A 14794-nucleotide genomic window follows, 5' to 3' on the forward strand; every position below is an offset into this window, starting at 1 on the left:
GCAAATACGAGGAAGAGGTGCTCCTATGACACAACTATTAAAAAACTGGATTGGCGGACAATGGGTAGACGCGGTATCGAAACAAAGCGATCCCGTCTACAATCCGGCTACGGAAGAAATTCTCGCAAACGTTCCCTTGTCTACGAAAGAAGACGTCGATCTGGCTGTTCGTACGGCGGCAGAAGCATTCAAAACATGGAGCCGCACGCCGGTGCCAAAGAGAGCGCGTACGCTTTTCAAATACCAGCAGCTCCTGGTGGAGAACTGGGAAGCGCTTGCCAAGCTGGTTACGCTTGAGAACGGCAAGAGCTATGCAGAGGCTTATGGCGAAGTGCAGCGGGGGATTGAATGCGTGGAGTTTGCCGCGGGCGCTCCGAATCTGATGATGGGCAAACAGCTGCCTGATATCGCTACGAACCTGGAATCCGGCATGTACCGTTATCCAATTGGCGTTGTTGGAGGCATTACTCCGTTTAACTTCCCGATGATGGTGCCTTGCTGGATGTTCCCGCTTGCGATTGCCTGCGGCAATGCCTTCATCCTGAAGCCTTCGGAGCGGACGCCGCTTCTGGCTAACCGACTAGCCGAGCTTCTCCAGGAAGCGGGGCTTCCGGACGGCGTGTTCAATATTGTCCATGGCGCTCATGATGTCGTTAACGGCATGCTGGAGCATCCGTCGATTCAGGCTATTTCGTTCGTAGGCTCGCAGCCTGTTGCGGAATACGTATACAAAACAGCTTCGGCGCATGGCAAGCGCGTTCAGGCGCTGGCCGGCGCGAAGAACCACTCGATCGTTATGCCGGACGCGGATCTGAATCTGACCGTGAAAGAAATCGTCAACGCCGCTTTCGGCTCCGCAGGCGAACGCTGCATGGCATGCTCGGTTGTTGTTGCGGTAGGCGAGGTGGGCGATACGCTTGTGAGCAAGCTGGTTGAAGCGGCGGATAACCTCACGATCGGCAACGGAATGGATGAAGGGATTTTCCTTGGTCCGGTTATCCGCGGACATCACAAGGAGCGGACGCTGAAATATATCGACATCGGCGAAAAGGAAGGCGCGCTGCTTATCCGCGACGGACGCAAGGACGCTGCTTCGGATGGCCAAGGCTACTTTGTAGGGCCAACGATCTTTGACCAGGTGCAATGCGAAATGAAAATTTGGGAGGACGAGATTTTCGCTCCGGTCCTGTCGATCGTACGGGTTGACACGCTGGAAGAAGCCATTGAGCTGGCTAACCGTTCCGAGTTTGCGAATGGGGCATGCTTGTTCACGCAAAGCGGTGCTTCGATGCGCCAATTCCGCGAAACGATCGATGCGGGCATGCTTGGCGTTAACCTCGGGGTTCCGGCTCCGATGGCCTTCTTCCCGTTCTCCGGATGGAAGAAATCGTTCTATGGCGATTTGCATGCAAACGGCACGGATGGCGTCGAGTTCTTCACCCGCAAGAAAATGGTCACAACTCGCTGGTAACAGATAATACGGGAGGTCTATTCGATGTCAAAAGTGAAAATCGGCATCATCGGCGCTGGCCGAATTGGCAAGATACATGCGGAAAATCTGCTTAAGCACCCTCAGGTTGAGATTGTTGGAGTCAGCGACCTGTTCGCCGGACCCGAGCTTGAGGCTTGGGCAACAGAGAGAGGCATTGGCCTCTTGTCCAAGGATTCAAACGATATTATTCAGCATCCGGATATCGACGCCGTCTTTATTTGCTCGTCCACGGATACGCATGTGCCGCTGATCAAGCAGGCCGCGCAAGCCGGCAAGCATATTTTCTGCGAGAAGCCCGTCAGCATGTCGGTTGCGGAAACGGCCGAAGCGATTGCGGCGGTCAAGACGGCGGGGGTGAAGCTGCAAATCGGATTCAACCGCCGCTTTGACCATAACTTCAAGCGCGTGAGAGAGCATGTGGAGTCGGGGACAATCGGGGATCTGCATATTGTGAAGATCACCTCCCGCGACCCTAACCCGCCGTCGAAGGAATACATTCAAGTATCCGGCGGTTTGTTTATGGATATGGCGATTCACGATTTCGATATCGCGCGGTTCGTATCCGGCAGCGAGGTTGTAGAAGTGTTCGCCCAGGGCAGCGTCCTGATCGATCCCGTATTCGAGGAATGCGGCGATATAGATACCGCCATCGTAACCTTGAAGTTCGCAAACGGTGCGCTTGGCGTCATCGACAACAGCCGTCAGGCTGTATACGGCTACGATCAGCGAGTGGAGGTCTTTGGTTCAAAGGGCAGCGTAGCGATTGCCAATGACCATCCGAATACGGCCGTTGTAAGTACGGCTCAAGGAATCGTCTCCGACAAGCCGCTGCATTTCTTCCTGGAGCGTTACATGGCGGCTTATGCGGACGAATCCAAGCAATTTATCGATAGTCTTGTGCTCGGAACAGCGCTCCCGGTAACGGGGGAAGACGGCCTGCAGGCAGAGCGGATCGCTTTGGCCGCCAAGCTGTCCTGCAAGCTGAATCGTTCCATCAAGCTGGCGGAGCTCGACGAGTTAATTCTGCAATCCGCCAGATCATAACGGAGGTAAACAAATATGTCGAAGCTTATCGTCACTCCAGAGCAAACCCCGGGTTCTGACGGCTCGGTCTTATCGATTACGCCCGAATCGGCAGGCTGGGAATACGTCGGCTTTGAAGTTCTGAAGCTGCAAAAGGGCCAGACCGTTCATAGAGAAACAGAAGACAAGGAAGTGTGTCTGGTTCTGTTAAGCGGATTGGCGAATGTAAGCGCAGCAGGCCAAGAATGGCGCGAGATCGGCCGCCGCATGAGCGTGTTCGAGAAGATACCGCCGTATTCGGTCTATGTTCCAAATGGCCAGCCGTATGGGATCGAAGCGCTGACAGAGCTTGAGGTTGCCGTCTGTTCCGCTCCTGGACTGGGGAACCATGAAGCGCGGCTGATCACTCCCGACCAGGTAGGGACGGAGGTTCGCGGATCCGGAAGCATGGAGCGCCTGGTTCAGAATATCCTGCCGGAGCAGGAGCCTGCCGACAGTCTGCTGGTTGTCGAAGTGTTCACGCCAAGCGGCCATTGGTCCAGCTATCCGCCCCACAAGCATGACCGGGATAATCTGCCGGATGAATCGCTGCTCGAGGAGACCTATTATTTCCGGACGGAGCCGGAGCAAGGTTATGCGATTCAACGGGTGTATACGGATGACCGAGAGCTGGATGAGACGCTGGTCGTGAAGAACGGCGAAGCCGTGCTGGTTCCAAGAGGCTACCATCCGGTCGCTGCGCCTCCCGGTTATGAAGTGTACTATCTGAATGTCATGGCAGGTCCGCGCCGCATCTGGAAGTTCTATAATGATCCCGATCATCAATGGATTATGAATACAACGATTAAGTAGAGCCTTTTAATTGGCCTCTTCACGGTTGCAACTGCTGATAGAAACACTCATAATAAGACATCATGGGGATAGGTCATCTATCCCCCATCTTAATGTTCAGAGGGATTCGGCATGAAAGCAACGATATACGATGTGGCCAAAGAAGCAGGGGTCTCCATTGCCACTGTTTCCAATGCCATCAATGGAAAAGGCAACGTCAGCAAGAAGAGACGGGAACAGATTCTCAAAATAATGGAGCAGATGAACTACCAGCCGAATGTGAATGCTTCCGCCTTGATGGGGAAGAAGACCTATACGCTAGGATTGCTAATACCGGATATTTCGAACCCCTTCTTCTCTGAGATTGCTCGGGCCATCGAAGATCAGGCCCATCAATTGGGCTACAGTGTCATCATGTGCAGCACGGACAACAAGGATGAGAGGGTAGAACGATATATTGGTTTGTTAGAACAAAAGAATGTCGACGGCATCCTGATCGGAACCGGGGTCGATAATCTGGATATTCTGACTAATCTGCAGGCGAAGCATATCCCGATTGTTATGATTTCCCGTGAAACCGCGGCATTAGAGGTGGATACGGTTGTGGCCGACGACTTTGTGGGCGGCTTAATGGCTGCGCAGCATTTGGCGGAGATGGGACATCGCCGCATCGCGATACTATCCGAGCAATTGAAGGTGAGCAGCGCCCGCGAACGGATCCGAGGCTTCAAGCAAGGCCTGCAGGACCGGCAAATTCCATTTGATGACGATCACATTGTTATCTGTAATTATATGATTGAGGAAGGCCGGCGCGCCGCCGGCGGGCTGCTGAGCCGCGAGGATCGGCCAACCGCGCTGTTCTGCTGCAATGACGTACTCGCCATCGGGGCTATGCAGGAAGCGAGAAGCCTTGGGATTAAGGTTCCCGAAGAGCTCTCGATAGTTGGGTTTGACGATACGATACTCGCAGCCGTCGTAGACCCTCCGCTTACCACGGTCGCACAGCCGATCACTAGCATGGCGAAGCAGGCGTTCCAGCTGCTGATCGCCAATCTGGACGAGGCTGAGCCGGTTAAGAAACGGATCGTGCTGCGCCCGGAAATCACTATCCGTCAATCGACGGCAATAGCAAAGAGTTGAATCATGCCTCCCTGAATCGGGGAGGTATTTATTTTTGCTATTTATTGGTTAATTAAGAGAATTGTCGCAACAAAACAAAAATCGTTCTATCATGATCCAAAATTCGTTCATCCCTCCGGGATGCAGGAGGTGATAAGTTAATAGACATAGTATGCGCCGCATGTGACCTATAGCAATCTGAATTCTCATGGTAACACCGAAATACGTTGTGGGGGCTATTTCGTGAACATACAAGATCAGATGAACCAGGCCATTGAATTGAAACGTGAGGAAATGCATCAAGCGAGTGACAGGTATGGTCTATCCTCCTTGATGGTCTTGCAAAAGTCCCGCGAGCTGGACATGCTGCTTAATCATTATGAAAAGAATTGCGGCTGTAAGCGCAAACGGGCGACTTAACCGCGCTTGCCTTGCCTGTCACATAAACGGAGGGGTCACAATGAGTAACGCAACGGTCAATTCCGCTATCACCGTCCGTCAATCCTATATGATGCGAAGCATTAGGTTTGATCGGCCTTCCGCTGCCTACCCGCTTACAACGGATGTGGGCATTCTATTTCCGGATGAGGGACCTGTTGGTCCATTAAGACTGCTCGTCTCTGCCGACGCCGCAACAAATTTGACGGTCGAGCTGTGGGATATTGGCTGCAAGGCTTATTGCCGGCCGCTTAACTGCAGGCTGAAGATGCAGGTCTCGATCCGGTCGGGAGAGCAGCAAGGGCTGAATATTTTATCGGATGACGGCATGTTCAGCGATGAACCCTATCATGCTTTCCTCATCGTGCGCGCCAATCCAGCTGTTTCGCTTTTCCAATGGGCAGGCTCTTTGCCTTACTATCAGCTTTCCATGCCGAATGTCTGAATCTCCGCATAGGTCGGCTGCATGATATAGGATATAAACCGCAAGACTTACACTTGAAAAAGTGAAGGTCTCGCGGTTTTTTTATCTTCTCGGTACGAGGATTTTACATGATATTCGCTATTCCATGGGCAACGATTGTTAAAAATGCATAATACGATTATACTTAAAAGATTAGATTAAACGATAAAAATCCGGAGGTTTGCTATGGTCACGCTAAGCGAAATAGCCAAAAAAGCAAATGTATCCGTAACGACGGTATCAAGAGTCGTGAACTATAATGATACGAGCGTGTGCAGCGAAGAGATGCAGAAGTTGATCTGGTCGCTCGTGGATTCTATGGGATACAAAGTCAAGAAGCGGGTCAACAATAAACAAGAACAGAAAAAGCCCGATCGTACGTTTACGATTGCTTATGTTCTTGGAACCGCTTCCTATGTGATGCAGCAATCATACAGCTATGCGATTATTAAAGGAATTGAATCAGAAGCTATCCGCAGAGGGGCGGACATTACGTTTACTTGTCTGAACCTGGATCTGTATACGCCCGAAATGCTGGGCGAGAAGCTTGTTGCTGCGAGCGTTGAGGCGGTGATCTGGGTGGCCGGCACAAGCGAAGCGTACTTCGAGGTCATGGAGCGGCTTGGTATCAAGATTACGATCGCGGGTATTGAGCCGGGCTATTATCCCGAAGACGTTGATTATGTAGGGATTGATTTCTACGCGGAGACGCTCCGCTGGATGAAGACGCGTTTCGTTAACCAATTTGAACGTGTCGGCTATATCGGACCGAAGGAATTATCGCGCTACCAGGCTTTTGTTGATGCGCACGGGATATTGGACAAGCCGGTTCAAGAGGAGTATATCCTTGAACTTGAAGGATGGACGATCGAAGAGGCGAAGACGGTTATGCAGGACTATATGACCCGGGAAGGCAAGCTGCCTGAAGCCATCTTTGCAGCCTGCGATTCCATCGCGCTTGGCGCAATGACCGTTCTCAAGAGTCAAGGGATTCAGATTCCCGACCAGGTTCGCGTCCTCGGATTCGATAATATCGAGATGGCCAGCTACTTCGTGCCCGAGCTGACCACAATCGAGGTGCCGACGTACAAGATTGGAGTAATGGCGGTGCAAGCCGCGTTGTCGAGACTTCGCGGCGAGCGCGATTTCGCCGTTCGTTATTTATTCCCGACGCAGTATATCGAACGTCAATCGTTATAGAATGATTGGAGCAGAAGAAACCGCCGCTTCGACCCGGAAGCGGCGGTTTCTCGTTTAATTAAAGTATAATCCAAAAAGGCCTTCAGATTAGTCATTTATCTGAAGGCCTTTTTCTGCTTTAATAGGTGGTTTAATTTAAACTAAAATTTTAGATCAAATATTGAAGTGTTAAAGTTTAAATGATAGTATAAATGTGGGGCGATAAACTACAATTTCCTGTTCGGTTGTAGATGGATGATTATTTTGACTTGCTAGATTTATTAGAAACGGGGAGATGTATTTGTTAGTGTCTGTGGAAGCGTTTGGTTTGCAGCCTGACGGGGGAGGAGATGCAACGCTGGCCGTTCTTCGGGCCATTGATTATTGCAGGGACATTCCTGGCGCCACGCTGGTATTCCCGGAAGGGACGTATCACTTCTGGCCTGATCTGGCGTTCGAACGCCAGTATTATATTTCCAACCACGATCAGGAGAAAACAAGAAGAATTGCTTTTCCCCTGCTTCAGATGAACGGCTTTACGATTGACGGGCAAGGCTCCACCTTTATGATGCATGGATTTACGACGCCGTTTGCCATCGATCATAGCTCGGATATCACGCTTACGCGCTTTACGATCGATTATGCGCGGTCTACCATTTCGCAAGGTACGGTCGTGCATTCGGATGAATCGGGCTTCGAGGTCTGCATACCGGAAGAATACCCGTATGAAGTCAGCGGAGGCAAGCTGATTGCGGTAGGCGAGGGCTGGAAGGAGCCGGTGAAAGGGATTATCGTGATGGATCCGAAGACCAAAGCTCCAAAGCAAGGATCAGGGGATATTCTGATGTGGGGTTATTACGATAAAGGCCGCGTGGAAGAGAGCGGTGACCGCCGCGTTCGTTACAGCGGATTTACTCATTACTCGCCTGATAGCGGGGACGTTGTCCTGCTTCAATCCGGTTATCGGGACTGTCCGGGCATCTTCGTCAATGACAGCCGTAACATCCTTGTCTCCGATGTCGACCTTCATGCCTGCATCGGCATGGGCTTTATCGCGCAAAATTCGAAAGATCTGCATCTTCGCGCTTTTAATGTTACGCCTCGTCCTCATTCAGACCGCTTATTCAGCGCTTCGGCAGACGCCACGCATTTCGTCAATTGTGAAGGGAAGATCAAGCTCGAAAACTGCTTGTTCGAGAACCAAATGGATGATCCTTGCAACGTTCATAGCATTTACGCTCAGATTGCCGAACGCCAGGGCGAAGAGCTGCTGTGCAGGCTTGTACATCCTCAGCAGAGAGGAATTCGAATATTTAGTCAAGGCGATCAGGTTCGTCTAGTGAGAAACGACTCCCTGCTGCCTTATTTCGAATCGCAGGTGAAGGCTGTACGTGCGATTAACGCCGAATATATGCTCCTTGAACTGGAAACGCCGCTTCCTTCAACGATCAACGGAGGTGACGGGCTCGAGAATCTGACGCGGATTCCCGATCTTCACGTGCGAGGGTGCGTGGCCAAGGCAAACCGCGCCAGAGGCTTTCTTATTACAACGCCGGGTCATGTGCTGTTTGAAGGCAATATCGTAAGCACGCCGGGCGCTGCAATCAAAATATCGGGCGACGCGAACTATTGGTTCGAATCAGGAGCGGTCCGAAGCGTCACGATCAGGGAGAATGTATTCGAGGATTGCAATTATTGTTACCCGTTCTGGGGAAAAGGAATGATTGATATCGACCCCGAGATCGAACAACCGGAGTTATTTGTTGGGCGCTACCACGAAGAAATCGTGATCGAACGCAATCTGTTCAGAACCTTTCATCCGGTGCTCGTATCGGGTCAATCCGTTGCTGGTTTGCGCTTTGCGGACAATCAGGTTGAGCTCAGCCGCAGGTATCCGCAAACGGATAATCTTCCTTATGTGATTGATTTGAAGGCTTGCAGCGATGTAGAGGTCTCAGGCAACCGCTGCGAGGGCGGCGTACTGGTCAGCCGGATTAACGGCAAGGAGATACAGCAGCCGCTTGCTGCCGGGAAGGAGTAATTTTGAAGGCTTGGGGTGGAACGATGGTTAGACTAAAAGACATAGCAAAGAAGGCGAACGTATCGGTTACGACCATTTCCAAAGTGGTCAATTACAACGATACGAGCGTATGCAGCGAGGAAACCCAGGCACTCATCTGGTCACTGGTGGAAGAAATGGGGTACAAGGCGAGGCGAATGGATAAGAACGGTTCGTCTGGCGGGTTACCCGCGTATAAGCTGGCTTATGTTATCGGGATGCCGAATTACGCGTTATCCGGAACGTATACGCATCAGATTATTCAAGGGATTGAGAAGGAAGCGTTCCGGCTTGGCGTGACGATGGCGTTCTCCTGTCTTAATCTGAGCCTGTATACGCCAAGGTCTCTAAGCGACAAGCTGCTCGAAATGGAAGTGACGGCGGTCATCTGGGTCGCGAGCTCGGACGATGAATATTTCTCGCTGCTGAGACAAAACAACATTCATGTGGTTGTGGCCGGCATCGAGCAGGAGCTGCTGCCCGATGATATTGATTACGTTGGCGTTAATTTCTACGCAGACACGCTTTATTGGCTGAGAACCGCGATTTTTAACCGGTTTGACCAAATCGGCTTCATCGGCCCCAGCTCGCAGGCGCGCTTCGAGGCTTACAAGGATCTTCATCTGTTGATGGGGAGGAATTATGATCCGGAATCAATCGTGGAGCTGGATGAGTACGACATGGAGAAGGCAAGGGCAGCCGTAGTGAAATGGATCAATAAGGGCTACAGGCTGCCGGAGGTGTTCTTCGCCGCTAGTGACGCGATTGCCATTGGCGCTCTTAGCGCCTTTCAGATGATGGGCGTCTCCGTGCCGGATCATGTCAAGATCGTCGGATTCGACAATATCGAGGTGGCCAGTTATGTATCGCCGGGACTGACCACAATCAGCGTGCCGGCGTTTCAGATCGGCGTTCATTCGGTTAAGGCGGCACTGTCGAAGACAAAGGGGGAGCATGAATACACGCTTCACCATATCTTCCAAACGGATTTTGTCGTTCGAGAGTCCTTATAAAAATGTAAGCGGTTTATTAAAGTATAAATATAGATTTAATTTAACTAAAACTTATTGACAATTTTACCTGAAAATTATAGTATATTTTTGTAAACAGTTTCGGGTTGAAGGTGGGATCTTATGGCTAGCGTATCATTCCGTCATGTGTTCAAAACCTATCGTTCAGAGAAGAAACCTTCCGTTAATGACTTTAACTTGGATATCGAGGACGGCGAGTTCCTTGTCCTTGTCGGACCGTCAGGCTGCGGGAAAACGACAACTTTACGAATGCTCTCGGGTCTTGAGGATATATCGGACGGAGAGATTTATATCGGAGACCGTTTCATCAACTACGTCTCCCCGAAGGACCGGGATATTGCGATGGTGTTCCAGAACTACGCGCTTTATCCTAACCTTACCATCTACGAGAATATGGCCCTTGGGCTAAAGCTAAGGAAGACGGCCAAGCATGAGATCGACATGCGGGTGAAGAAGGCGGCCCGGATTCTCGAAATTACGAACTACCTGGACAAGAAGCCTAATCAATTGTCGGGCGGGCAGAAGCAGCGGGTAGCGCTTGGCAGGGCCATCGTGCGGGAGCCTAAGGTGTTCCTGATGGATGAACCGCTGTCCAATCTGGATGCCAAGCTGCGCGCGCAGACCCGGGCGGAGCTGATCCGGCTGCACCAGGAGCTTGGAACAACGACCGTCTACGTAACGCATGACCAGACGGAAGCGATGACGATGGGAACGCGAATTGTCGTCATGAAGGACGGCGTGATCCAGCAGGCAGACACGCCTCAGCGAATCTATCAGCATCCGGCCAATCAATTCGTAGCAGGCTTTATTGGATCGCCGGCCATGAATTTTATGGCGGGCAGCATTAAAGAAAGCGAGGGGCGCCTTTATTTCGATAACAGGCGGGTGAGGCTCCGCATTCCAGAGAGCTTCTACGCGGAGCTTCGCGAAGCTCCTTCGATGCGCAATGTCATACTTGGCATTCGTCCCGAGCATCTCGTCAGCGACTCGGCATGGCTGCAGGCGAATGACAATAAAGTAAGCGCTTTAATCGATATTAAGGAGCATATGGGCGCAGACACGTATTTGTATCTGAACTTCGGAGAAACAAGCGTGGTGGCCCGAATCGACAATTCGGAGGATAACTTCCAGTTAAAATCCAACGTCGAGATCGGATTCCAGATGGAGAAGGCTCATTTCTTCGATGCGGAGACCGGAGCGAATCTCCGTACGGACAGCCGGCGGGGGCAGCTATGAAGGTCCGGAAGAGATATGTGTACTTAAGTCTGATGGCTCTGATTGTTCTCTTCTATGTCTATCGTTCGCTTGATGAAGGAAGCAAGGTTTTCCCGGTTCTCGCCGCGGAGAGCATTAAGCTTGAAGGCTTCAATGACGGCGAAGGCAGTCCTTATTATTATGAAGTGCTTAAAGGCTATACCTCCGCAAGGACCGGCAATTATGAAGGGCAGCCGGTAAACGTAGATCCGAAGGAATATTCGGGGAGCGGCGACAATGCCAAGCATTCTGTTGCAAGCGGTTCCACGGCAGGCTCGCAATCGTTATCTTGGGATAACGGAGAAGGCTGGATCGAATGGAAGGTTGATGTGCCGGCCGATAATCTGTATGAAATGGAGCTGGAATATGAGCCGCTTCAGGAGAATAGCACAAGCTCCATCTTCTACGGCCTGCAGGTTGACGGCAAGTATCCCTTCGCCGAAGCGAAGTCGATCGAGCTGGTCAAGCATTGGAAAGACCAGACTCGTCCCTATGCGAAGGACGGACTAGGCAACGAGATCCGCTCGGCACAGATGGTTATCGAGGGCTGGGAGACCGAGAGACTGCGCAATTACAGTATTTCCTCCGAGCCGCTGCGTTTCAGCCTGAAGAAGGGACAGCATACGCTGCGCTTCCGGGCATTAAACGAACCGATGAAATGGGGCGCGATCCGGCTGGTTGCTCCCGAGGTGCTGCCTGCATACAACGAGAAAGACGCTGATGCCAAGGCGGCCTCCTCCTCCTGGTATGCCGTTATCGAAGCGGAGCATTACGCCAGCAAGTCCCATCCGTCCGTTCAGGTCGGCAGCTTTAATGAGCCTCACGTATCGCCGGATCCGAAGGGGCGCGTCATCTACAATACGATCGACGGCAACCGGTGGCAGAAGGCAGGACAATGGGCGGAGTGGGAAGTGGACGTGCCGGAGTCGGGCTGGTATGAGCTTGACGTGAAATATACGCAGCGGTTTCAAGGCAAATCAAACATCTACCGTACGATCCAGATTGACGGAGAAACCCCGTATAAGGAAATGCTGCATTACGCATTCCCTTATAACGGCAAGCTGACGGTTTACCCGATTCAGGATAAGGAAGGCAAGCCATACGAGTTCTACCTGGAGAAGGGCAAGCACAGCATCCGATTTGTTGCGGACGCTTCGCTGCTGGATCCTGCTATTCTAACGCTTCGAAGCGCGATCTCCGAGATGTTCGAGCTGGAGCAGATGATCCGCAAGGTGACTGGCGATTACGGAGCCGCGGGCGGGGATGCGAACCGGACATGGGATTTGGCTTCGTACATTCCGGATCTCGAGTCCCGCCTTGCAGGAGTCAGAGACCAGCTGCAGACGGTGGAGACGTATATGAACGGTCTTAATCAGAATACGACGGATGCAACCAGCTCCATTAACATCGGCATTGAGGTGCTGGACGATCTGGTCGCGGATATCGATAAAATCCCGCAGAAGATGGGCAAGCTGACCGATCTGCAGACCCGGCTGGGCACATGGCTGGATTCGTTCTCGCAGCAGGGAATGACCATGGACTATCTCGTTGTTAAAGCGCCTGGTGCTAAGCCGGAGCTGAAGGAATCGAACTGGGCTTCCAAGATCCCGTATACGGCGGTTAACTTTGCGCGGACGTTTCAGCTGAAATATGATACCCGCAGCGAGAAAGACGTAAAAACCCTGCAGATCTGGGTGGCAAGAGGACGCGATTACGCGAATCTGCTGCAAGAAATGGTGAACCAGTCCTTTACGCCGCAAACGGGCATTAACGTAAGCATTAATCTGATGCCGGATCCCAATGCCTTGCTCCTCAGCAACGCGGGGGATGATCAGCCGGATGTGGCCATGGGCGTGCCGATGGATATGCCGATGGATTACGCGATCCGCAAAGCTGCGGCCGATTTAAGCAAATTCCCGGATTACGAGGAAACCGTATCCCGATTCAATCCCGGCGCCATGCGGTCCTTCACCTTTAACCAAGGCGTCTACGCTTTGCCGGAAACGCAATCTTATTATCTGATGTATTATCGGAAAAGCGTTCTGAAAGGACTAGGCGCGGAGGTGCCGCAGACTTGGGAGGATGTCCGCAAGCTGCTGCCTTCGCTTCAAGAGAATGCGATGTCGTTCTATTACCCATCGAAGGACTATGCTCCTTTCTTCCTTCAGAATGGCGCCGAGCTTTATTCGAAAGACGGCCTGAAGCCGGGCTTTGATACGGAAGAGGCTTACAAGGCCTTTGCCATGTGGACGGATTTATTCAGCAAATATGATCTGCCTCGTGAAGTGCCATCCTTCTTTAATCACTTCAAACGCGGAGATATGCCAATTGGCGTAGCCGATTTCAATACGTACATTCAGCTGCTCGTCTCCGCGCCGGAGATTAGAGGCGACTGGGGAGTCGCGGCGATGCCGGGCATCCGGCAGTCGGATGGCCAGGTTGCGCGATGGGCGCCAAACAACATGCAGGCGGCCATGATTCTAGTCAAGAGCGTGAAGAAGGATGAAGCGTGGACGTTCCTCAAATGGTGGACGTCGAAGGAAGTTCAGCTGGAATACGGCAGGAACATTGAATCCTTCAACGGTCCCGAATACCGCTGGAACACGGCGAACATGCAATCGCTGGCGGAGATGCCCTGGCCTTCGGCGGACATATCCGCAATCGAGGAACAGAACCGCTGGACCCTTAATATTCCGATGCTTCCCGGCGGCTATTACCTGGGCAGGGAAATGGATTTTGCCTGGAACCGGACCGTTGTCGAGAAGGTTCCGCCGAAGGAGTCGCTGGACAAATCGTTCCTTGACCTGGAACGCGAAATGGCCCGCAAGCAGCAAAATCTAAATCTGGACGACAATTATGATCTCAGCATCCCTGTTATTGATAAGCCCTACGATTGGAGGACGGTAGAGCCATGAAAGATGTGACAATCGTTCGGGCGGTTCCGGGCACGGAAGCGAAGCAAACGAAGAAGAGCAGGATGCGTTTTGCGCCGGATATCAAGGGAATGCTCGTGAGAGCCTGGAAGGAAAGGCTGGCCTATCTGTTTCTTGCGCCTTTCCTGATCAGCTTCATTGCTTTCATTCTCGTGCCGGTTGCCCTGGCGCTGCTCATGAGTCTCACCTCCTACGACGCCTTTAACGCTCCCAAATTCATAGGCTTTGACAATTTTATTGCCCTACTTACGCAAGATACGGTCTTTATGAAATACGCCTTGCCGAACACGCTTAAATTCGCCTTTTTTGTAGGGCCTTGCGGCTATGCGCTGAGCTTCTTCATCGCTTGGCTGATTTATCAGCTGCCGAAGTCGATCCGCGACATCGTGACGCTTGCCGTTTATGCACCGTCCCTAGCGGGCGGCGTGGCGCTTACCGTTGTCTGGCAGGCGGCGTTCAGCGGTGACTATGTTGGTTATATCAATAACTTTATGATGAAATTCGGCATGATCTCCAAGCCCGTTCTGTGGCTTCAGGATCCGAAATATCTGCTGACGATCATGATTATCGTCACGATCTGGATGAGCTTTGGCGTCGGATTCCTGTCCTTGCTCGCCGGGCTGGACACCGTGAACAAGGAGTTGTATGAGGCGGGCAAAATCGACGGCATCTCCAGCAGGCTGCAAGAGGTGTATTACATCACCATTCCGTCGATGAAGCCGCAAATGCTGTTTAGTGCCGTGATGGCCATCGTAGGCACTTTGAAGGCCGGCGCTATCTCGGTGCAGCTGACCGGGCTGCCGATTACGCCGCAATACTCCGGCCATCTGATTCTTAATCATATCGATGATTATGCGTTTATCCGCTTCGAGCTTGGTTACGCGTCCATGGTATCGGTGGTTCTGCTCCTGATGTCTTATGCGGCCCTTAAGATCAGCTACAAGCTATTTAACCCGAAGGATGGTGAGTAGA

General features: G+C 51.9%; 12 protein-coding genes. All 12 read left to right on the forward strand.

Annotation, left to right across the window (positions count from 1 at the left end; all coding sequences use genetic code 11):
- Positions 1–25 precede the first annotated feature (25 nt).
- The gene (locus tag M3194_RS06535; RefSeq protein WP_251652627.1) at positions 26–1471 is read left to right on the forward strand and encodes a CoA-acylating methylmalonate-semialdehyde dehydrogenase; all 1446 of its coding nucleotides are present in this window, start codon (positions 26–28) and stop codon (positions 1469–1471) included.
- Positions 1472–1495: 24 nt separating this feature from the next.
- Positions 1496–2536, forward strand: a complete 1041-nt coding sequence (gene iolG / locus M3194_RS06540) for an inositol 2-dehydrogenase (protein ID WP_251652628.1) — start codon at positions 1496–1498, stop codon at positions 2534–2536.
- Between the two features lie 15 nt (positions 2537–2551).
- Complete coding sequence (iolB, locus tag M3194_RS06545) at positions 2552–3367, forward strand: 5-deoxy-glucuronate isomerase (RefSeq protein WP_251652629.1); 816 nt, start codon at positions 2552–2554, stop codon at positions 3365–3367.
- 111 nt (positions 3368–3478) lie between these two features.
- A complete protein-coding gene (locus M3194_RS06550) occupies positions 3479–4486 on the forward strand; it encodes a LacI family DNA-binding transcriptional regulator (protein WP_251652630.1) in 1008 nt (335 codons plus the stop codon).
- A gap of 222 nt (positions 4487–4708) precedes the next feature.
- Entirely contained in the window at positions 4709–4885 is a 177-nt protein-coding gene (locus M3194_RS06555) for a Spo0E family sporulation regulatory protein-aspartic acid phosphatase (protein WP_251652631.1), read from the forward strand.
- 40 nt (positions 4886–4925) lie between these two features.
- Complete coding sequence (locus tag M3194_RS06560) at positions 4926–5348, forward strand: hypothetical protein (protein WP_251652632.1); 423 nt, start codon at positions 4926–4928, stop codon at positions 5346–5348.
- A 204-nt stretch (positions 5349–5552) separates the two neighbouring features.
- Positions 5553–6566, forward strand: coding sequence for a LacI family DNA-binding transcriptional regulator (locus M3194_RS06565; RefSeq protein WP_251652633.1), 1014 nt, complete (start codon positions 5553–5555; stop codon positions 6564–6566).
- Positions 6567–6852: 286 nt separating this feature from the next.
- Positions 6853–8586: an alpha-1,3-galactosidase-related protein gene (locus tag M3194_RS06570; RefSeq protein ID WP_251652634.1), complete on the forward strand. Its 1734-nt coding sequence runs from the start codon at positions 6853–6855 to the stop codon at positions 8584–8586.
- 23 nt (positions 8587–8609) lie between these two features.
- Positions 8610–9617 carry a LacI family DNA-binding transcriptional regulator gene (locus M3194_RS06575; protein ID WP_251652635.1) on the forward strand — a complete coding sequence of 336 codons (1008 nt, stop codon included), beginning with the start codon at positions 8610–8612 and terminating at the stop codon, positions 9615–9617.
- A 120-nt stretch (positions 9618–9737) separates the two neighbouring features.
- A complete protein-coding gene (locus M3194_RS06580) occupies positions 9738–10871 on the forward strand; it encodes an ABC transporter ATP-binding protein (protein WP_251652636.1) in 1134 nt (377 codons plus the stop codon).
- On the forward strand, positions 10868–13804 hold the full coding sequence (locus M3194_RS06585) for an extracellular solute-binding protein (RefSeq protein WP_251652637.1): 2937 nt from the start codon (positions 10868–10870) through the stop codon (positions 13802–13804). Before M3194_RS06580 ends, M3194_RS06585 begins: the two co-directional genes overlap by 4 nt.
- The gene (locus M3194_RS06590) at positions 13801–14793 is read left to right on the forward strand and encodes a carbohydrate ABC transporter permease (protein WP_251652638.1); all 993 of its coding nucleotides are present in this window, start codon (positions 13801–13803) and stop codon (positions 14791–14793) included. Before M3194_RS06585 ends, M3194_RS06590 begins: the two co-directional genes overlap by 4 nt.
- The last annotated feature ends 1 nt before the right edge of the window (position 14794 follow it).

The sequence above is a fragment of the Paenibacillus glycanilyticus genome, assembly GCF_023715145.1.
GTDB lineage: Bacteria > Bacillota > Bacilli > Paenibacillales > Paenibacillaceae > Pristimantibacillus > Pristimantibacillus glycanilyticus_A.

Coding starts and splice junctions, on each gene's coding strand:
- M3194_RS06535 (WP_251652627.1), top strand. CDS start 26: ATGACACAACTATTAAAAAACTGGATTGGCGGACAATGGGTAGACGCG.
- iolG (WP_251652628.1), top strand. CDS start 1,496: ATGTCAAAAGTGAAAATCGGCATCATCGGCGCTGGCCGAATTGGCAAG.
- iolB (WP_251652629.1), top strand. CDS start 2,552: ATGTCGAAGCTTATCGTCACTCCAGAGCAAACCCCGGGTTCTGACGGC.
- M3194_RS06550 (WP_251652630.1), top strand. CDS start 3,479: ATGAAAGCAACGATATACGATGTGGCCAAAGAAGCAGGGGTCTCCATT.
- M3194_RS06560 (WP_251652632.1), top strand. CDS start 4,926: ATGAGTAACGCAACGGTCAATTCCGCTATCACCGTCCGTCAATCCTAT.
- M3194_RS06565 (WP_251652633.1), top strand. CDS start 5,553: ATGGTCACGCTAAGCGAAATAGCCAAAAAAGCAAATGTATCCGTAACG.
- M3194_RS06575 (WP_251652635.1), top strand. CDS start 8,610: ATGGTTAGACTAAAAGACATAGCAAAGAAGGCGAACGTATCGGTTACG.
- M3194_RS06580 (WP_251652636.1), top strand. CDS start 9,738: ATGGCTAGCGTATCATTCCGTCATGTGTTCAAAACCTATCGTTCAGAG.
- M3194_RS06585 (WP_251652637.1), top strand. CDS start 10,868: ATGAAGGTCCGGAAGAGATATGTGTACTTAAGTCTGATGGCTCTGATT.
- M3194_RS06590 (WP_251652638.1), top strand. CDS start 13,801: ATGAAAGATGTGACAATCGTTCGGGCGGTTCCGGGCACGGAAGCGAAG.